16 protein-coding genes are annotated in these 19302 nt (G+C 52.8%); 6 read left to right on the plus strand and 10 right to left on the minus strand.

Going from position 1 to position 19302, the window contains the following annotated elements; translation table 11 throughout:
* The 3 genes from AACZ40_RS12485 to coaD form a co-directional block, all read right to left on the minus strand.
* A partial coding sequence (locus AACZ40_RS12485) for a PVC-type heme-binding CxxCH protein (protein WP_339674572.1) occupies positions 1-1925 on the minus strand: 1925 nt, incomplete at its 3' end.
* A 239-nt stretch (positions 1926-2164) separates the two neighbouring features.
* Positions 2165-2758 carry a thioredoxin family protein gene (locus AACZ40_RS12490; protein WP_291168562.1) on the minus strand — a complete coding sequence of 198 codons (594 nt, stop codon included), beginning with the start codon at positions 2756-2758 and terminating at the stop codon, positions 2165-2167.
* Between the two features lie 51 nt (positions 2759-2809).
* Positions 2810-3328 carry a pantetheine-phosphate adenylyltransferase gene (coaD, locus tag AACZ40_RS12495; RefSeq protein ID WP_291168564.1) on the minus strand — a complete coding sequence of 173 codons (519 nt, stop codon included), beginning with the start codon at positions 3326-3328 and terminating at the stop codon, positions 2810-2812.
* A gap of 264 nt (positions 3329-3592) precedes the next feature.
* Between coaD and AACZ40_RS12500 the strand changes: the two genes are divergently transcribed.
* Together AACZ40_RS12500 and AACZ40_RS12505 are read left to right on the plus strand one after the other, a co-directional pair.
* Positions 3593-4921, plus strand: a complete 1329-nt coding sequence (locus AACZ40_RS12500; protein ID WP_291168566.1) for an alpha/beta hydrolase-fold protein — start codon at positions 3593-3595, stop codon at positions 4919-4921.
* A gap of 489 nt (positions 4922-5410) precedes the next feature.
* On the plus strand, positions 5411-5644 hold the full coding sequence (locus AACZ40_RS12505; protein WP_291168568.1) for a BON domain-containing protein: 234 nt from the start codon (positions 5411-5413) through the stop codon (positions 5642-5644).
* Between the two features lie 101 nt (positions 5645-5745).
* Here AACZ40_RS12505 and plsY read toward each other — a convergent pair whose 3' ends face one another.
* Complete coding sequence (gene plsY / locus AACZ40_RS12510) at positions 5746-6441, minus strand: glycerol-3-phosphate 1-O-acyltransferase PlsY (RefSeq protein ID WP_291168570.1); 696 nt, start codon at positions 6439-6441, stop codon at positions 5746-5748.
* A gap of 302 nt (positions 6442-6743) precedes the next feature.
* Here plsY and amrS point away from each other — a divergent pair, with 302 nt between their 5' ends.
* Together amrS and AACZ40_RS12520 are read left to right on the plus strand one after the other, a co-directional pair.
* Complete coding sequence (gene amrS, locus AACZ40_RS12515; protein WP_291168572.1) at positions 6744-9914, plus strand: AmmeMemoRadiSam system radical SAM enzyme; 3171 nt, start codon at positions 6744-6746, stop codon at positions 9912-9914.
* Between the two features lie 146 nt (positions 9915-10060).
* Positions 10061-11974 carry a redoxin domain-containing protein gene (locus AACZ40_RS12520; RefSeq protein ID WP_291168574.1) on the plus strand — a complete coding sequence of 638 codons (1914 nt, stop codon included), beginning with the start codon at positions 10061-10063 and terminating at the stop codon, positions 11972-11974.
* A 10-nt stretch (positions 11975-11984) separates the two neighbouring features.
* Here AACZ40_RS12520 and AACZ40_RS12525 read toward each other — a convergent pair whose 3' ends face one another.
* Positions 11985-12728 (minus strand): HisA/HisF-related TIM barrel protein, encoded by a 744-nt coding sequence (locus AACZ40_RS12525; RefSeq protein ID WP_291168576.1) that lies wholly within the window; start codon positions 12726-12728, stop codon positions 11985-11987.
* A gap of 150 nt (positions 12729-12878) precedes the next feature.
* Between AACZ40_RS12525 and AACZ40_RS12530 the strand changes: the two genes are divergently transcribed.
* The gene (locus AACZ40_RS12530; RefSeq protein ID WP_291168578.1) at positions 12879-13379 is read left to right on the plus strand and encodes a GNAT family N-acetyltransferase; all 501 of its coding nucleotides are present in this window, start codon (positions 12879-12881) and stop codon (positions 13377-13379) included.
* A gap of 11 nt (positions 13380-13390) precedes the next feature.
* Positions 13391-14311 (plus strand): PfkB family carbohydrate kinase, encoded by a 921-nt coding sequence (locus AACZ40_RS12535; RefSeq protein WP_291168580.1) that lies wholly within the window; start codon positions 13391-13393, stop codon positions 14309-14311.
* Here the strand turns inward: AACZ40_RS12535 and AACZ40_RS12540 are convergent.
* The 5 genes from AACZ40_RS12540 to AACZ40_RS12560 form a co-directional block, all read right to left on the minus strand.
* Positions 14280-15152, minus strand: coding sequence for a fumarylacetoacetate hydrolase family protein (locus tag AACZ40_RS12540; protein ID WP_291168582.1), 873 nt, complete (start codon positions 15150-15152; stop codon positions 14280-14282). The two genes, AACZ40_RS12535 and AACZ40_RS12540, sit on opposite strands and share 32 nt — an antisense overlap.
* Before the next feature lie 2 nt (positions 15153-15154).
* Positions 15155-16180: an RluA family pseudouridine synthase gene (locus tag AACZ40_RS12545; protein WP_291168584.1), complete on the minus strand. Its 1026-nt coding sequence runs from the start codon at positions 16178-16180 to the stop codon at positions 15155-15157.
* Positions 16180-17148: a hypothetical protein gene (locus AACZ40_RS12550; RefSeq protein WP_339674574.1), complete on the minus strand. Its 969-nt coding sequence runs from the start codon at positions 17146-17148 to the stop codon at positions 16180-16182. The genes AACZ40_RS12545 and AACZ40_RS12550 overlap by 1 nt, the downstream gene beginning before the upstream one ends.
* A gap of 233 nt (positions 17149-17381) precedes the next feature.
* Entirely contained in the window at positions 17382-18038 is a 657-nt protein-coding gene (locus AACZ40_RS12555) for a hypothetical protein (protein WP_291168588.1), read from the minus strand.
* A 116-nt stretch (positions 18039-18154) separates the two neighbouring features.
* Positions 18155-19204 (minus strand): DUF1559 domain-containing protein, encoded by a 1050-nt coding sequence (locus AACZ40_RS12560; RefSeq protein ID WP_291168590.1) that lies wholly within the window; start codon positions 19202-19204, stop codon positions 18155-18157.
* Between the last annotated feature and the right edge of the window lie 98 nt (positions 19205-19302).

Here is a 19302-nt window from a genome sequence, read left to right on the forward strand (position 1 = left end):
TCCGCCAGCATATTCTTCAAAAAGGGAGCTGTCGTTTCAGACAAAGAGCTGAGCACGGCAGTGCGAATCCAGACATCGTCCAGATCGCGACGGGCAATTTGATATAAAGCGTCCGCTGCCTGCGGGTTGTTCATTTCTCCGAGCGTGAATGCGGCCTGGAACCGGACGCGCGGATCCGAGTCAGCCGCCAGAGCCAGTATTTTTATCTGCAGCTTCTCATTCTGATTCATTCTCTTTTCCGCGAGGCGAATTGCCGTGCGACGAATTTCCGGCTCGCTGTCTGCCAGCGCCTGGAGCAGCGTATCGTCAGTCAAAACTTTTAATCCCTCAAGCGACCAGAGGGCATGCAGACGTGCCAGCGGGGAAGCACTCTGCTGAAACAGTTGCTTGAGCAAGGGAACGGCTGCCGGATCCTGACGTTCGAAAATCAGTCGATGCGCCGTATCCCGCCACCAGACATTGGGGTTTTCCAGCTCTGACACCAGCGTTTTGATACTGGCCGACCCGAGTCGTGGTGGAGCCGGTTTTTGATAGTCAGTTGGAAACTCGGGAGGCACCAGGCGATAAATCCGTCCTCGATCGCGGCCGCTGGTCAAATCCAGATGCGCTTTGATGTCATCCGGAATCGACCAGGGATGCTCAATATTTTCCCGATACATATCGAGAACGTGCAGGGTACCATCGGGAGCATTCAGAAAATTGACCGGTCGGAACCAGTTATCTGTCGAAGCCAGAAACTCGACTTTGTCGTGCGCACGACGGGCGGTAAAAGTCACACCATCGGGTTGCATCAGGTATCGCATCACCAGATTGCCGGCGACTTCGCCAATAAAGGCATTCCCATAATATTCCGGGGGATACGCGGTTCCTCGGTAGACGGTTGCCCCTGCGGAAGAGGTGACAAAGCCGGTCGCATGCTGTTCACTGCGGGGTGAGCGGGAATTGGGATCAGAGGCCAGACGTTTCGCATTGATGACCCGCCATGGTTCCGGGGGACTGGCACGATAGACGGCAATCGAATCGCCGGCGACGGCAACATCATTAATGGCAGAAGTCACAGGCAGATAACGATTGCGCATCAGATACTCAGTCGGCAGTACAATGTGCATCAGCGGGTTGCGGATATTACAGATGAAGCGGTTGCCCCAGTCATCAAAGGTATTGCCAAATCGTGCGCCACCTGAGATCACATCAAATTTTTCGGTACCCGCCGTGAAACGAAAATCACGTCGGCCCATATTGATCGGATCGGTTTTCTCTGCAGTGTTCGAATGAATGACGCCGCCGTTACTCCCCCCTGCTCCATAGATGTGATGATCCAGGCCCCATTTGAGATTGTTCATCACTGCCTGCACGTTGAATTTACGAAAGCCGGTAAAGACCTTACGCCTGATGTCCGCTTTGTGATCGCCGTCGGTATCTTTGAAGTACCAGATATCAGGAGTCGCGGAGACATACACGCCCCCTTTCCAGAATGCCAGGCCGGTCGGCCAGGAGAGTTCCTCGGCAAACACGGTGGATCGGTCGAACTTGCCATCGCCGTCGACGTCCTCCAATATACGAATTTTACCGATGGGAGCCGACTTCTGCTCAGCCCAGGCTTCATCTTTGGATTTATCCGTGTAGGGATAGTCATTCATTTCAATGACATACGCCAGACCATTTTCGTCATACTGCATCGCGACCGGATCAGTCACTAAGGGTTCCGCAGCCAGCAGTTCCATTTGAAAACCGTTCCGCAGCCGAAATGTCTGCTCCGCCCGTTCCGGTGAAACCGGATCCAGTTTCGGCAGTGCTTTGGCCAGTGAGTCCGCCGGTTTTGCTGGTTCTTCTGCTGAATTGATACGAGGTAGACTGAATCCCATTCCCGCCAACAAAATCAGCAGCAGACAGATCTCCCCTCGTTTCCCTCTCCCTGTTCCCATTGCGAAACCCTGTCAGAAAAAGTTTGATTTAACCTGTGTTGCCTGCTGAGATACCCGATCTGCAACAAGACAGCCCACTTAAGCAGGAATGTTAATTAAATGTACCGCCATGACGGGGCAATCACAAGCGGATCTGACAAAAGTCACTTGATTTCTGATCCGCATTTCTGATCCGCGCATGAAAAAACTCCCGACACCGAGAGGTGAAAGGAGTTTCCTGGTTTCAGTTTGCTGGCTGCTTATACTGCAGGCTGCCCGGTAAAGTATTCCGGTTCTTTGCCTGCCTGCCATTTAATATTGCAGCCGATGCTTGGCTTCTGATCTTCCGTGACCGGCGATCCTGCCAGGACGGCATCGCAGGCCGTCTTCAGATCGGCGCCGGTAATTGGTTTGTCGCTCCCGGGTCGACTGTCGTCAAACTGTCCACGGTAAACGAGCTTCTGCTCCTGATCAAACAGGAAGAAATCGGGAGTGCAGGCCGCTTTGTACGCCTTGGCAACTTCCTGTGTTCCATCGTAAAGGTAGGGGAAGTGATAGCCGGCGGACCGGGCTTCTTCCACCATTTTCTCCGGGCTGTCATCGGGATGAGAGGCAACATCGTTGGAACTGATGCCTACCACAGCGAGGCCTTTTTCCATGTATTCATCTGCAAAGGCAGCGAGTGCTTCGCGGAGGTGAATCACGAACGGGCAATGATTGCACATGAAAATGACCAGCAGCCCTTTTGAATCACTAAAGTCGCTGAGGGAAACCGTGGACCCGTCGACATTCTTCAGTGAAAAATCGGGAGCCTGTGTTCCCAGTGGAAGCATTGTGGATGCGGTTTTTACCATGCTGTGATCTCCTTTTTCAAACAACCAGTCAGGTAGAAGTTTCGACTGGTTTTAAGTTTTTAAAGCGAATTTTTCAACCAGTGGACCGACCACCTGTCGGGGCACGAAGTCTTTGAGTTTTTCTTCCGCGACATCTCCGCCCAGTTGGGCAATCTGCTTGATGAGTGAGCTGGAGATATGCGTGTATTTTTCACTGGCCATCAGGAAGACGGTTTCGATTTCCGAAGCCAGAGTCCGGTTCGCGAGCGACATGGTGAATTCCGCTTCGACGTCGGTCAAGGTACGCAGCCCGCGAAGCATGACGCCGCCGCCACACTCCTGGACGAAATTCACGGCCAGCCCCTGGAAGCATTTGACCTCCACATTGGTGTAAGCAGACAATAAACCCTGCATCATCTGCTGGCGTTCCTCTGGGGAGAATAACGGACGTTTATCGGGGTTGATCCCGATGCCGACCGTGATTTTTGAATAAATCGCCGCACCCCGTTCCACAATATCCAGATGTCCCAGCGTGGGGGGATCGAAACTGCCTACATAAACAGCGTGCTGTGGATTGAGCGTCTGCGACACGAAACTGCCTTTCCAGGATAAATGACTGTGAAGTACTATTAATGATTGTAGCTGGAATCGGGAGTGATCCAAACGGACAGCATCCAATTTCTCAGACGAATCGGAAGATTTGAAGATCACAAATGCCCGGAATTGCAATTCAGGTTCACTGCCTGTGTAATAAAGACAATGAAATTGAAACAGCGAAATCAGACAATCCAAGTAAGCCTGATCTCATCAACAATCGTTCTATCGACCTGAATTCTGCCCCTGGAGACACCTGTCATGCCATCTTCTCTCTTCCGTGCAAGCATCCCCTTAATCACAATCATGGTGACGCTGCTGTCAATGTCCAGCATGCTGCATGCCGCCCCACAAAATCTGGCTGATGTGGCTAAGTTACTTAAAGCCCCCGTCAGTAAAGATCAGCAGCAACAGGTTCTGGAATACTTCAAGAAACGGTATCAGAAAGAAAAAGATTTAACCAAAGGCAATCATAAAGCTTTGATCGAAAAGACCGACGATGGCGGCGGTTATGCGGGCTGGTTTTTGAAAGCAAAACCGGGTGACGAAGTCATCATTTTCGCAGAGAAAGATCGTCAGTGGCCGATGGTCGAACTGGGAGACTCCGGTTATTTCGCCCGTATTGAAAAATTCCCTAATTTTTCTTCTGCCCACTACCAGTTCGGCGTCAACGGCAAACGGCTGGAGACAAGTCGCTCCAACCGGTTCGGCTTTGAAAGCTATGAATGGGCTCCGGAAAGCCTTAAACAGGCGGGAGTTCCCCAGGGAAAACTCACACAGTTGCCTGTCTTCAAGAGTACAAAACAGTACCCGAACACCGTGCGTGACTGGTGGGTCTATGTGCCCGCCCAGTATTCCCAGACAGGTCCTCCGGCCAAACTGATTGTCTTCACCGATGGCTACGGATACTGTCACGGTGATGGAAACGCGACCATTGTCCTGGATAATCTGATTCATGCGAAAAAGATTCCGGTTTCGATTGCCGTCTTCATCAATCCCGGCGTCATTCCCGCTACCGGAAAAGGCAAACCAGAGATCCGCAACCGCAGCAATGAGTACGATACCTGTACCGCCCAGTATGCGACTTTTCTGGATCTGGAAATGCTGCCGGTGATCCGCAAACAATACCGTATTTCGGAAAAGCCGGAAGATCATCTGATCTGCGGCGCTTCTTCCGGGGGCAGTTGTGCCTTTACTGCCGCCTGGCACCGGACAGACCTGTTTCAGAAAGTGATTTCCTTCGTGGGCAGTTTCTGTGATTTCCGCGGGATTAATGATTATCCATCCCGCAAGAACAATACGATCCCCGTCGACCAGTTTGGCCCCTGGAAAACGGCCCACGATTATCCCGGTCTGATTCGCAAAACATATCCTCCCAAACCACTTAAGGTCTTTTTGCAGGATGGTGACAATGACCTGGATAATACTCTGGGCAACTGGTTTCTGAATAACGAGCGAATGGCTGCCGCCCTTGCCTATAGTGGCTATGACCACTGGTTTGTCACCGGCCACGGAATTCACAGCAGCCGCCATGGAAAAGCAGTTTTACCGGAAGCCCTTGTCTGGATCTGGAATTCAGACCAGAAATAAAAGGGAACTGTGCGCTGTCACCGCCGGTTATTTCCATTGAATCGAAATAATCGGGGAGAATTTTGTTTGACGAACAGGATGCGGGCGGATAAATTTAGATCGTTAAGAATTCGATGGGACAAAAATTGAAATTGTAATCTCAAGCGAGAGGAACCTTGAGTTGATGATTTGCTTTTCCCCCAGTTCCAGCATAGAGTTCACCGACCGAGATTTACCATAACAGAAGATGGAGTTGTGTTCTGCCGGAGGCGGAACGATGTTTGTCGTTCTTGAGTTTCAAGAGTCTACCGCTTTTGAGTCACCCACCTTGAATACCACGACAGCTCAGCGTCTCCTGCTGGCTGATTCACAGGAAATTGTCTGTTGGTAATTTGACAAAGGCGTTTCCAGCGAAACGATCCTGGTTTCAACGAGTTGAACCGGATCCGATTGATCCTGGTATCGCCATCACAAGCCTGCAACCCAGGCACTATTCAAGGAGGATTTTGGATGACTGTAGAGACGTATTCCCAGAAAGCAAAACATCTATCCCAGAAAATCGAGCAGACGATCGCTTTACGGACAGGCAGCCAGGTGCAGTCACTGAAAGTCGATATCCTGGGAGAGATCGTGGTTCTCTCCGGGCGCACTGATTCGTTTTATCACAAACAGCTGGCAACCCATGCTGCAATGAGTGAAATCGATCAATATGCCCTGACCAATAATATTCGTGTGGAATCCTGACGGAATTCCCTTTTTCTGCAGGACGCGGAAATCTCACAAGAGCAATCACTGCCTGCGATAAATTCAGGATGAGCTTATCGCGCTGGCAAACTCTGCTCAACTCAGGAACTGCCCTGATTCCTGTTCTCTTCGGTTGATGTTGTTTCCGTTTTATTGCGACTGCCGAACGAAAATTTCTTTTCTTCTCCCCGCATGATCCGTCCCAGGTTGCTCCAGTGTCGGATGATAATCAACAGCGGAACAGCAATACTGAATGCCGCCAGGCTCCACTTCTGGTGTGTGAAAGCAGTAGACCCCAGTTGAATAAACTGCGCCACGCCAAATGCCACCGCTGCGACAATCGAACTCAAGGCAACGATGCGCGTCAGCAGAAATGTCAAAGCGAAACCTGTGACGGCCACTAGTGTCGACCACGGCCCCAGTACCAGAATCACACCCAGACTGGTCGCTACCCCCTTACCGCCTCGAAAGCCCAGCCAGAGGGGAAACATATGCCCGAGGATGGTCGCGACACCGCTCAACACGCGGGCATGATCGAAATCAGGCGACTCCGGACTGACGAACAGCGGCGGAATCAGTAAGACGGGCAACAATCCTTTTAACGCATCCAGCAGCAGTACCAGGATGCCCCATTTGGCTCCCAGCGTCCGTGCCACATTGGTGGCCCCAATGTTTCCACTGCCTGCTTTACGGATATCCGTGCCCGTAAACAGCCTGGCGACCAGCAGTCCGAAGGGAACAGAACCGACCAGGTAGGAGCAGGCGGCTACAAAAAACCAGAAATAATCTGCAAACATCGAGTGGACAGTTTCGTATAATAGATAGAGAGACATGGCAGTTGATCAACGTGCTGTGATAATACCTGACTCGAGCCAGAAAATACAACAACAGGCACGATTACCTGTTGAGACGACTTTTACGGACGAATCCTGCCGACTTGCGGGGCACGGTGGTTCTCATCACCTCAAAAGTCTAAAAGTTGGAACTTACTATTGGCCCTGTCCTTGTGAATAACTTATTCTGAAGGTCAGGGCTCCCTTCCTTAGATATCCACTGATATGGTGATATCGACTTACACGGTTTTACTTTCGTAAGAGCCATGACAGAAAAAACGCTACCCATACTCACAGCAGCAGATCAGACCGATCTGGGGCATTACCCCGCACGCTGGTGGCATACACAGGGTGAGAAAATCATCTGTGATCTCTGTCCGCGCGCCTGCGCACTGTCTGAGAATGACCGGGGCTTCTGTTTTGTACGCCAGAACATTGACGGTAAGATGGCGTTAACGACGTTCGGTCGCAGTACCGGCTTCTGCGTCGATCCCATCGAGAAAAAACCCTTGAACCATTTTTATCCCGGTTCCAGTGTGCTTTCTTTCGGTACAGCAGGCTGCAATCTCGGCTGCAAGTTTTGTCAGAACTGGGATATCTCCAAATCGAGAGAAATCGAACGCCTGAGCGCACAGGCCATGCCGGACGAAATTGCCGAAGTCGCAGCCCAACTGGGCTGCCAGAGTGTCGCGTTCACCTATAACGATCCCATCATCTGGTCGGAATACGCGATTGAAACTTCCAAAGCCTGTCATGCGCGTGGCATCAAAACCGTGGCTGTGACAGCCGGCTATATTACCGAACAGGCGCGTGCCGATTTCTTCGAGCATATTGATGCCGCGAATATTGACCTCAAAGCCTTTACTGAAGAATTCTACTACCGGATCACGCTCTCACATTTACAGCCGGTCCTCGAGACCCTCAAGTGGCTGAAACAGGAAACCGACGTCTGGTTCGAAATTACAAATCTGGTCATTCCACAGGCGAATGATAACGACAGCGAATTCCAGCAGATGTGTGACTGGATCCTGAAAGAAGTCGGCCCCGATGTCCCGCTGCACTTCTCCGCCTTCCATCCTGATTTCCGCATGCGCGATCGCGGGGGAACACCGCCGGAAACGCTGGTCCGCGCCCGCGAGATCGCACTCGCTGCCGGCCTCAAATATGTTTACACCGGCAACGTGAATGATGTCGCTCGACAAAGCACTTACTGTCCCCATTGTCAGCAGACACTCATTGAGCGAAACTGGTACCAGCTGGGAAAATATGCGTTGCGGGGTCATCGCTGTGGTTATTGTGATACGGAAATCGCCGGCCATTTCAGTGACAAGCCTGGAGACTGGGGCCAGAAAAGACTGCCCGTTGACATACAGGCCATTTTAAAAAAGAACGCGGCTTCGCAATCAGGCAATACCGAGCCTCAGAAAGGTCCTTCAACGATGCAGACCAACCAGTCACCACAGATCATTGAACTCAGCAGTGACCAGGAACAGGCGCTGCTGCAGCAGGCGGCGGCTGTCGTGGCTGGTACCGTCACCCGCAGCCGGCCTGTGGACGTCCCGCTGGGAGACCTGCAGGACACAACAGTCAGCGGTGCTTTTGTCAGTCTGAAACGTCAGAAACAGTTACGATCCTGCTGTGGCAGCTTTGGCAAGCCCCAGCCGCTGGGACAGGCGTTGCAACAGGCGGCGGTCCGCGCAGCGAAAGATGATCCCCGTTTCCCTCCCGTTTCACCCAGTGAACTGGCTCACCTTGATCTCGAAGTCTGGTTGCTGTCCGGGCTGGAAGCAGTGCCTGAACAGGGAGCCGACCGGGTTGAGGCAGTGATTGTCGGACAGCATGGCCTGCAGATTCAGGCCGACGGTCGCAGTGGATTACTGCTTCCCGGCGTGCCCCTCGATCATGGCTGGGATGCTGAAGAATTTCTCAACCAGACCTGTATCAAAGCGGGACTTCCCCCCACTGCCTGGAAGGATCCCGGTACAACATTAATGCGGTTCCAGGGAATCTCCTGCGCTGCCCGTTTAGCAGAGCTGGTCGACCTCTCGACGGAAACGCAGGTGAAGACCATTCTGGGGCAACGCGAATTTGCCCAGTATCTGCAATACATTCAGTCAACGGTCGACGCCTTACTCAAAGGTCAGGTTCCCTCCTATTATTGCGATGCCGTCTCCGATACGAATCTGCAGGGAGTCGCGCTGCTGTTGTCGCGAACAGGCACCGATGAGGAACTGATTCTCTCAAAGTGGGCTCTGAAGCAGACGTTTCCCATGCAGTCCACTGTATTTTCGCTCTGTCAGCAACTGGCACAGATCATCGCCAGGCTCAAATTGAAACCCGGTGAGTTTCAGATCAAACTGGTACTCGCTTCCGACCCGGCCATGCATGGCACCCCGGCTCAGAATGATCTGCACGATTTTGATTTTCAGCAGCGCAGTCTGCTGCTCATTGACGGGCAGAAAAATGCCTGGTGTTATGATCGGGAACAGGACGCAGCAACACTGCTCGCACAGGCGCAGCAGGCACTCAACAGCACTCAGCCCGAAACCGCGCAGCTCCTCAGCCTGGCGGTGCAGACCACGACGCCCCGTTTTCAGGTTGTGAACCGACCCCGCGCCGAACTCGGAACCGAAATCAGACCTGCGGGAGTGGCAGGGACTTTTTACCCTGCCGAGCCCACCCGAATGAACGCGCAGCTGGATGAGCTATTCCATGAAGCAGCAGAAACTCAACCCTGGGCTGCCGCGATGCTACCCCATGCGGGCTGGAAATACTCAGGTAAAATTGCCGCCCGTGTGCTGAACCGAATTCAACTTCCGTCCACGATTATCGTCATCGGTCCCAAGCACACACGCGATGGTGTCGACTGGGCCGTCGCCCCACATCAGGTCTGGCAGCTTCCCGATGGTAATCTCAACTCTGATCGAGGGTTGGCACAACAGCTTGTGGAACAGATCCCGGGACTGGAACTGGACGCCGCCGCCCATCGCAACGAACATGCGATTGAAGTCGAACTGCCATTGATTCAACGCCTGGCGCCCCAGTCAAAGGTCATCGGAATTGTGATCGGCAGTGGAAACCTGGAACGCTGTGAAGAATTTGCCGAGGGACTCGCACGCGTGATTCAGCAAATGCCCGAACCGCCGCTGTTAGTGATTTCCAGTGATATGAATCATTTTGCCACAGACAGGGAAAATCGCCGACTGGACGAACTGGCACTGGAAAAAATGCGGGCGCTGGACCCCGCTGGCCTGCTGGAAACGGTTCGTGAGCATCACATTTCCATGTGTGGTGTGCTGCCGGCAATGATGGTCATGAAAACGCTCCAGAAGCTGGGCAAATTAAGCCAGATAGAACAAGTGGGGTACGCCACTTCAGGCGATGTTACCGGAGATTCTTCCCGGGTCGTCGGCTATGCCGGCCTGTTGATCAACTGAAGCACAAACTCTCTCCGTCAGTGACGGGTTTACGCGGAATTACAGAAATTGATGGTGACCAATTCACCCGTTTTCTACTAAAATCCCGACTCAGTCGTTTTTCAAACATTAAAGTATGCGTGCCAGCGGAATCGGAGTCCCGTGTTATGTCTATTGGTCGAATTTCTTTTTTAACAGTATTCGCAACCCTCATTCTATTTTCTCATTCGTTGCCGGCGGCTGATGCACCCTCGGTCGAGCTCGCGTTGACGTTCAAGCCGATCCAGACAGACATCGAAATTGAAAGCCCCGAAAAATCGGAGTATGGTCGCTGCAAAGTCGAAGTCGAGCAAAGCAAAAAGAGTTCAGGCTGGATCGTCTATGGTCCGAACGGCCAGGTTCTGAGACGCTTCGTCGATACGAACGGCGATAACGTGGTTGATCAATGGCGGTACTTCAATCGAGGACTGGAAGTCTATCGCGATATTGATGCCAACTACAATAATAAAGTGGATGGCTCGCGCTGGATGAATCTTGCCGGAACCCGCTGGGGCATCGACCAGGATGAAGATGGCGTCATCGATGAATGGAAAATGATTTCTGCAGAAGAAGTCACACGCGTCGCCATGAACGCCCTGGCAAAGAATGATATCAAGGCGTTCAAAAACCTGATGATCACGGAAGCGGAACTGACCGAGGCCGGAATTCAGAATCCCTTCGCTGACAAAATCCGTGAATCGGTTAACAGTGCAGCAAAAGATATCACAGCAATGCTTGCCAAAACAAAAATGATCACGCCGGACACCGTCTGGGTCCGTTTCGACGGGTCCATGCCGGGACTGATTCCCGCCGATGAAATCAAAACCAACAAAGATCTGCACGTCTTCGAAAATGTAATGGCCATTGTCGACACCAAAGGCAAAAGCGGACTGATTCAGTTCGGTGAACTGATTCGCGTCGGCAATGCCTGGCGGCTGACCCAGGTTCCACTGCCGATTGAAGGCGAATCCATGCAGGTCACCGAAGGCGGAATTCTGATGCAGCCGGTAGCCGGCACCAACACGTTACCCTCCAATACCACCGTCGGATTGTCCAAAGAAATGCAGGGACTTCTGGATGAACTGCAGAAACTGGATCAGAATAGCCCGACTCCCGATCAGGGCCCCCAGGCAGTCGCCCGCTATAATACCGAACGGGTTGCGATTATCGAAAAGCTGATTGCCGCTGCCAAAAATGAAGATGACCGTTCCCAGTGGACCCGGCAGATGGTCGATGGCCTGGCAGCCGCCGTACAGACGGTGGGCTACAAAGAAGGTCTCAAACAGCTGCAGGCGATTCGGGATCAGGTCCAGAAGAAATCTCAGGACCAGGATCTGATCGCCTATGTCACCTATCGCACCTTGCTGGCCGATTACAGTTCGCAGTTGCAGTCAACACAAAGTGAGCAACTTCGCGATGTGCAGACCTGGTGGCTGGAACAGCTGGAAGACTTCATCAAGAAATATCCCAACTCCGACGACGCCGCAGAAGCGATGTTGCAACTGGCGGTCACACAGGAATTCAGTGGAAAAGTGGCGGAATCCAAAAAATGGTACACCAAACTGGTCGAAAGCCATGCCAAATCCGAAGCCGGCACACGTGGTGCGGGCGCCCTGCGACGGATGAATCTGTCGGGGAATGAACTGGAATTGACTGGTAATTCACTCGCCGGAGGCAGCATCGACGTCAAGCAGTATCGGGGCAAAGCGCTGCTGGTGATTTTCTGGTCAAGCTGGTGCAAGCCCTGCACCGAAGACCTGCCACAGATCCAGGAGCTGTATAACAAATACCACAGCCAGGGATTTGACGTACTCGGTATCAACCTCGATGCGACTCCCGAACAGGCAGAAGCCTACATCAAGCAGCACAAGATTGCCTGGTCTCATATCCATGAAGAAGGCGGTCTGGAAGGTGCTCCCGCGCGTGACTTCGGCGTGATCTCACTGCCGACCATGTTCCTCGTCGACAAAACAGGGAAAGTAGTCAACCGCAGTGCCACCGTGGCAGACCTCAAGAAATCACTGCCCGGTCTGTTACAGTAGGAATGAAAATTCAGGACAGGGAGAGAATCGAGTCTCTCTCCAGTCGGCCATCATGCAGCGCAGACGCCACCAGCACGGCGTCTGCGCCCTGCTCTGCCTGGGCCCGCAGATCATCAATGCTGCGAATGCCTCCCCCCGTAATCAGTTTCAATTCCGGGTGACGGCTGCGCAGCGTCTGGCAGAGTACTCCCGTTCCGGTTCCCCGACCGGTTCCCACCAGGGCCAGGTCCAGCAGGATCAACTGCTGGATTCCCTGCTGAATGCTCAGCTCGGCAATCTCCAGTGGCTCCTTGATCTCAGCAAATGAATTACCAGGCGATGCGTGACACACAGGCTTTCCCTGCTTGAGATCCAGGCTGAAAACACTCCGTGCTGCTCCCCACTGTTGCACGAGCTTGCTCAACTCCCACGGGGAATTTAATGTTTCCAGTCCCGCCACGATCGTCATCCCCTGCCACTCCGACAATGATTGACTGTCAGCAGCACAACGCAAACCACAATCAAGCAGAATCGTAAAACCGGCTTCCAGCAGGCTCTGATACAATTCCCGATTGAGCTGCTGTTGCAGAATTGCATCCAGATCGGCAACATAAAATTCGTGGAAACCAAATTCATCCCGCAAAACACGAGCTACTTCAACGGGATTACTGGAACGCGTCAGATCGCTTTGAATCGGTTGATAAGTTTCACGCTGTCCGGCCACGCCCCGAACAACGGTTTGATTCATAATATCCAGAACCGGTATGATTTTCATATCAGACTCTCAACAGCGCGATACATTGAACAGACATGGAACCATGTGACTCCCCTGTGAACAGGACTCTGTTTACAATAACAGTTCTTAAACTAAAAGTGGATCATCCACAGATCCCAATCCCTGCATCCAGACCGAATTGAAACCACCATGCAGATAATCGAAGCAGACCTGACCAATCCGGAACATGCCCGCGCCCTGGCTTCCCTGTTAAACAGTTACGCCTGCAGTCCCGAGGGAGGCGGCAGCGAACTGTCGGCGGAGGTGCAGGACAATCTGGCGACTGCCTTAAATGCGCGTCCCGATGCCGTTGTGCTTCTGGCATATCTCGATGAGACACCGGTCGGCCTGATGACCTGTATCGAAGGTTTTTCCACCTTTGCCTGCAAGCCATTATTGAATATTCATGATGTGTATGTTTCGCCTGATTATCGCGGACAGGGAATCGCCAGCCAGTTGTTTGCGCACGCAGAAAGCATTGCGAAAACGCGGGGATGCTGTAAACTCACTCTGGAAGTCCTGCAGGGAAATACGCGTGCCCAGGCCATCTATGCCCGCCTGGGATTTTCCGGTTATGAACTCACGCCCCACATGGGGCACGCCCTGTTTTGGGTAAAGAAGCTGTCATCAGCTGTAAATTCGCTTGAATGAAAACGTCTCAAATGAAATACGATGTCGTCGGCCTGGGCACTGTCGTAGTAGACCATCTGGTGTTGCTGTCACATCATCCGGTCCAGGATGCCAAAACCAACATTATCAGTGACGCCTTTCAGATCGGCGGACCGGTGCCTACTGCCCAGGTCTTGCTGAGCCGCCTGGGGAAACAGTGTGCCTTTATCGGCAGTTGGGGCGACGACCAGTATGGGCCCCTGATTGCGGAAGATCTTGCTGCCGAAAACCTGGACCTCTCGGGCAGCCGCGCGTTGCCGGGCACCCGTTCCGGCTATGCACAGGTCTGGATTGATGAAAGCGCCAGCACCCGCACGATCGCCTGTTATCGCCCCGAACACTGGCTGCAATCAGCTGACCTCGATGAATCAATACTGACCCAGGCGCGAGCGGTTCACCTGGATGGCTGGCCTCAAACCACCTGTCTGTATGCCGCGCAGATTGCCCAACAGGCTGGCGCAAAAGTCTGCCTGGATGCCGGCTCCCTCAAACCGGGCATGGAAGAGTTAATTCCTTATCTGAATGTGATGAACTGCCCGCGACGTTTTATTTCGGAATACCTCGATACCGACGATATTCACGCCGCGGGACAAGAATTACTGCAACAGGGACCGGAACTGGTGACGATTACCGATGGCGCCAACGGTGCCTGGCTGTTTACAGATTCCGTTCGGCTGCACTGCGAGTCGCTGCCTGTCCTTTCGCTGGACACCACTGGTGCAGGCGATATCTTTTCCGGGGCACTGCTGTATGGCATTCTGGAAGACTGGCCTGTCGAGCGAACCCTGAAATTTGCCAGTATCACGGCGGCTCTGAAATGCGAGCGTCTGGGCAACCGCGATGCTTTACCGACGCTGGCTGAAATCGAAGCGGTGCTGCAGACTAAGGAGCTGCATCTTTCACGATGGGATTGATGAGCGTTCCAATCCCGCTGATTTCGATGGAGACAATGTCGCGATCTTCCAGGGTGAATTCATCGGGGGGCACAATTCCGGTCCCCGTCAGTAAAATCGCACCACTGGGGAACTCGTTCTCTTTCCCCAGCCAGCCGATCAGGTCTTCCAGATCGCGTGCCATCTCCGCGATTGTCGTTTCGCCGCGAAAGACCTCTTCGCCTTCACGTTCGATGGTGAGTTGAATCTGGGTTGCTTCCCGATTCAGAGGCTGTTCGTGCAGCAGAACACAGGGGCCCAGGCCACAACACTGTTTGTAAAATTTCGCCTGGGGCAGATAAAGCGGGTTTTCCCCTTCAATATCCCGGGCCGACATGTCATTACCGACCGTGTAGCCCACCAGTCGCAGATCGGGAGAAATGACCAGCGCCAGTTCGGGTTCAGGCACCGACCAGTCACTGTCAAAACGCACGCGAACAGGCTGATTCGGTCCGCAGACCCGGCTGGGAGTCGCTTTGAAAAACAGTTCCGGTCGATCCGCAGTATAAACCTGGTCGTAATGTGAGGCTGCCGTTTCGGACTCTTCCATTCGCGCCACCTGGCTGCGTTTGTAAGTCACTCCCGCGGCCCAGACTTCCTGGTGATCGATGGGCGCCAGAAACTCCAACTGGTTGAAAGGGACGGGAGGCAGTTCGGTATCAATCAGAAATTTTGCCAGACCGATCGGATCGGGAGCGTAGAGAATATCAGACAGCCGATGACAGTTTTCCACCTGTGACAGATCCAGAAGCTGAACTCCATTCGCTTCGACGATAGCGACATGCCGTTCTCCGTTTGACAATAAAACTTTAGCGAGTTTCATCTTCATACTTCCTTCTGGTACTGGTCTAACGCGGCGAGAGTGTTTTCCATATCTTCAGGTAATGGTGCCTCAAATTTCATCGGTTTTCCACTCTGTGGATGGAAAAATTCCAGACAAAATGCATGCAGGGCCTGACGTTCGATCAAAACGTCGTTTTCCCCTTCTGCGGCATCTGCTTCCGCCTGAGTTCCCAGGCTTTTCATATTCAAAGACTTGTGCCCGCCATACACGCGATCTGCGACAATCGAATGTCCGATATGCTGCATGTGCACCCGCAACTGGTGCGTGCGACCAGTGCGTGGTTTGAGCCGGACGTAGGAGAAGGCCTGGTACCGCTCGATGACTTCGTAGTAGGTAAATGCGTTCCGGGCATTCCCCCCTTCATCGCAGACGATCATTTTTTCCCGCGCCCGTGGGTGCACACACATGAATGTATCGATGTAATCGGTATCAAACTCCATGCGGCCCCAGACGATGGCCCGGTACTCTTTCTGCACATCTCGTTTTTCAAACTGGGCGCTCAGCTTCGCATGCACCTGGTTATCTTTAGCGACAACCATGATCCCACTCGTATTCCGGTCGAGCCGATGCACGATGCCCGGACGATACTGGCCGGCGACATCACTCAGTTTATCAAAGTGGTGCTGCAGCGCGCCCGCGAGCGTTCCGGCGTAATTTCCCTTGCCCGGATGCACGATCATATCCGAAGGCTTGTTGATGACGGCAATCCAGTCGTCTTCGTAAACGATATCGATGGGAATGTCTTCGGGAGGCAGCCGATTATCGGGCATCTCCGGCAGCCGGACCGAGACCCGATCATTCACACGCATGCGGCGGGCTGCTTTGACGGGCAGACCATTCACCAGGACCGCCTCCTGCTTGATCGCGGTTTGAAACAGAACACGCGTGTAATTCGGATACAGACGACACAGATAGTGGTCGATGCGCCAGCCATGTGCGCGAGCCTCGACCGTGATTTCAATGGGTTCGCTGGAGAGCTCTGGCGGTGACGAAAGTTCGTCGGACATTATGGTTTCTTTTCGGTCGCTGGTTCCGGGCTCGGCTTTTCAGCGGGTGCTTCGGTTTTCGTAGCTGGTTCTGGGGGAGTTGCCGGCTTCTCTTCAGGCTTGGGTTCTTCTTTCGCAGGTGCGTCAGTTTTGGGAGCTTCCGTCTTGGGCGCGTCCGACTTTGTATCGTCGGTCAGCGGAGAATTCGTCAAAGGCTCAGGGAGGCCGGGAAGACTTGGGAGACCTGGCAGATCCGGCAGCCCGGGCAGATCCTCTTTGGCATCGCCGCCTGCACCGCCGGGAGTCATCCCTGGCAGAGGCATGTTGAATCCAGGTTGCTGGCGATCACCGGGTTTGGGTGACTGCGCGTGGAACCATTTGTAAAAGCTCTGTGTGCTTTTCTGTTCGAGGGCGGCCACTTTTTCTCCCTCTTCCGGCTTCACACGCTGTTCAGCCAGCTTACGAAAGATCGAATCAGGAAATTCCTGGATCAGCTTTTTGTAAAGTTCGGTCGCTGCTTTGAGATCGCCGTCGGACATCGATTCTTCTGTCCGAGCCAGTCCAAACAGCGCCCGTTCCCGGATTTCCGATTTGGTGGAAGAGGAATCGAGCAGCTTCTGGAACTGTTCTTTCGCTTTTTCCAGATCACGATTGCCGGCACTGCGATCGGTAAATGAGTTTCGCACTCCCGACTGCAGATGACTTTCGGCAGCCTGGATCAGCGCCCAGTCTGCGACGTTTGTGCCGGGAAATTCATCGTAGACGTTTTCAAAATCTTCGGTCGAACCGGCGGCAGCCAGACGGGTCCAGGCTTCTGCTTCCTGCGAGGTCTGACTGGTTTTCCAGAAAGAATAACCAATCACCAGCACCAGCAGCACCCAGGCGATTACCAGGGCTTTGACGCCATAGGTTTCGACATAAGGTTCCGCCTGATGTACCAGTTTCCCCAGGTCATTGGTTTGCAGTTCGTGTCTATGTTCGCTCTTCATCAGAGTCTCTCGCAGTAAATATGAAACAGTCCCAAACTTATTCTCTCACAACGAGATAAACAAGTCCATCGCGCGAGTATATTGCCCCTGAATTTATGCGTCAAGCTGATCCCCCGGCTCTGGCCCGTTTCAGTGTAAAGAAATTCAGATTTTCGATTTCCAGAGCCTTAATTCGGGCCAAATCAGTCCGGGAACACGTCGAGCAGGCGAATATTACCAGCGTGTGTCCAGATTTACCGTAGTACTTTCTTCAGGCTGCCTGCAAAACAGGGATACAGGAACAACCCGACCAGCATCACCGAGTAAATCGCGATCAAGGTGAATTCCACCAGTCCCAGGTCAGCCACCAGTTCCATGCACCATGATCCCATCAGAAACAGCACGGTTGATCCCAACAGACAATAGACTTTGAACATCTGCTCCGGACGATTGACATACAACAGGAGTTTTCTCAGAGCCAGGGCAAACAGAATCAATCCTATGTTACCAGCCAGCTTCAGGAACAAAGCCAGAGGCAGCCCCAGTATTCCGGGATCAAAAAAGACCGATCCGGAAAAAATCAATTTGCAGCCAAAGCCCACCACCGCCCCGATCAGTAATCTGCGGGCACGGGTCTGCTCCGGAACCGACAGACAAAATATGCTGCCGACGAGGATCATCAGATTTCCCGAGAACCCCATGACAGGCAGAACGTTCATCACCAGCGACTGCATTTCGGTTCCAAACAGAAAATAAAGCACACCGACCGCCGCGAGAAAGACGAGCGCACTGCCATACACGACCAGATTCAATCCCCATCTGGTCTGCTTCAGCGAAGCCGGTGCTTCCCGGATCCACTGCTCACCGGAGGTCGGATCTGGACTCGATGCTGCCTCTGATTTGTGATTCATGATTTCCAGATCTCTGACTACGTACAACAAACCCGACTTTTCCCAGGCAACAGTGGAACATCTCGGCAGACCTGTGGCAAGATTTAAATTCGAAATCCCATTAGCATGACTCCGACTTACGGCAACTGTTTCTGCAGGGCCTGCAGCGTTTTCACATTCGCTGCCAGCTGCTCGGGAGTAGAATCTTCCGAGAGTGATGACTCCTTCAGCCTGGCTGTGATGTCTGTATTCCGATCTACACGAAAAAGCAACTCGGGATATGGCCCCCCTTTCGACCTTGGTTCTTCCGTTTGAATTTTCTCGTAATCGACCAGTGAAAGGACTTCCATACGTAGCAATTTTTCCTCTGAATTCTGAAGACCCCGCACATAATAGATGTTCCGCCCATCCGAGTCAGACTGCAGTTTGACTTCGTACCTTTTGATATCGTCTGTTTCAAACCGTTTATCCGGGGTCACTGTCTGCTCAGACGTGGGAATGGGCGGTGCCCCCATCAATTGTTTGAGAATTTCAGGAGAAGTCTCATTCGAAAAAAAAGTAACACTAACGTCCGCCAGCAACAAATGACCGCCGTCCCAGGGAAAGTGACCGAAACTGTCTGGTCCGTTACATAGTCTGGTTCCCAGTGGGCGCCAGTTGAAAGGATATCCCCAAGGCTGATAATTCCCTGCCACTTCACCAATCAGCCAGGTATTCTCGATGCCGTTTTCCATCTGGTCAAAGGTGACATGACTATTGCGATGTAGCTGATTGGGGTTCCCCAGATAATGAGTCAGTCCATAGCCGGTGCTGGTAAAATGTGTGTCGACTCCAAAAATCTGGTATGAGGGAATAGGAAATTCATACACCGTCCAATTATGCGGACGATCCCAAGGCTCATTAAAATCAATCATATTGTATAAAGGACTGGCATCGAGAAAGGGTATGATCATGATCATCCAGCCATGCATGGCTACTCCATCCTCGCGAATGATTCCTCCGGGGGGTAAGCATCGATGCGTTTCATGATAATTGTGCAGTGCCAAGCCGATCTGCTTCAGGTTATTCTTTGATGACGACTTGCGAGCCTCTTCGCGGGCCCGATGCACCGCCGGCAGCAGGAGGGCGAGCAACAAGAGAACGATGCCAGCAACGACTCCCAGTTCCAACCAACGTTGTCTGGTCATGTTTCAGATCCTCCCGCGGGGATACTCGGGGACCATTGGATTTTTCACACTTCTCTCATCATAGTGCCTGAAACAAGGGAGAAACAATACCCTTGTCG

It is taken from the genome of uncultured Gimesia sp., from assembly GCF_963972345.1.
Taxonomy (GTDB): Bacteria; Planctomycetota; Planctomycetia; order Planctomycetales; family Planctomycetaceae; genus Gimesia.

Excerpts from the sequence above, each read along its gene's own strand:
- AACZ40_RS12490 (WP_291168562.1), bottom strand. The coding sequence starts at position 2,758 with ATGGTAAAAACCGCATCCACAATGCTTCCACTGGGAACACAGGCTCCC.
- AACZ40_RS12500 (WP_291168566.1), top strand. The coding sequence starts at position 3,593 with ATGCCATCTTCTCTCTTCCGTGCAAGCATCCCCTTAATCACAATCATG.
- AACZ40_RS12505 (WP_291168568.1), top strand. The coding sequence starts at position 5,411 with ATGACTGTAGAGACGTATTCCCAGAAAGCAAAACATCTATCCCAGAAA.
- plsY (WP_291168570.1), bottom strand. The coding sequence starts at position 6,441 with ATGTTTGCAGATTATTTCTGGTTTTTTGTAGCCGCCTGCTCCTACCTG.
- amrS (WP_291168572.1), top strand. The coding sequence starts at position 6,744 with ATGACAGAAAAAACGCTACCCATACTCACAGCAGCAGATCAGACCGAT.
- AACZ40_RS12520 (WP_291168574.1), top strand. The coding sequence starts at position 10,061 with ATGTCTATTGGTCGAATTTCTTTTTTAACAGTATTCGCAACCCTCATT.
- AACZ40_RS12525 (WP_291168576.1), bottom strand. The coding sequence starts at position 12,728 with ATGAAAATCATACCGGTTCTGGATATTATGAATCAAACCGTTGTTCGG.
- AACZ40_RS12530 (WP_291168578.1), top strand. The coding sequence starts at position 12,879 with ATGCAGATAATCGAAGCAGACCTGACCAATCCGGAACATGCCCGCGCC.
- AACZ40_RS12535 (WP_291168580.1), top strand. The coding sequence starts at position 13,391 with ATGAAATACGATGTCGTCGGCCTGGGCACTGTCGTAGTAGACCATCTG.
- AACZ40_RS12540 (WP_291168582.1), bottom strand. The coding sequence starts at position 15,152 with ATGAAACTCGCTAAAGTTTTATTGTCAAACGGAGAACGGCATGTCGCT.
- AACZ40_RS12545 (WP_291168584.1), bottom strand. The coding sequence starts at position 16,180 with ATGTCCGACGAACTTTCGTCACCGCCAGAGCTCTCCAGCGAACCCATT.
- AACZ40_RS12550 (WP_339674574.1), bottom strand. The coding sequence starts at position 17,148 with ATGAAGAGCGAACATAGACACGAACTGCAAACCAATGACCTGGGGAAA.
- AACZ40_RS12555 (WP_291168588.1), bottom strand. The coding sequence starts at position 18,038 with ATGAATCACAAATCAGAGGCAGCATCGAGTCCAGATCCGACCTCCGGT.
- AACZ40_RS12560 (WP_291168590.1), bottom strand. The coding sequence starts at position 19,204 with ATGACCAGACAACGTTGGTTGGAACTGGGAGTCGTTGCTGGCATCGTT.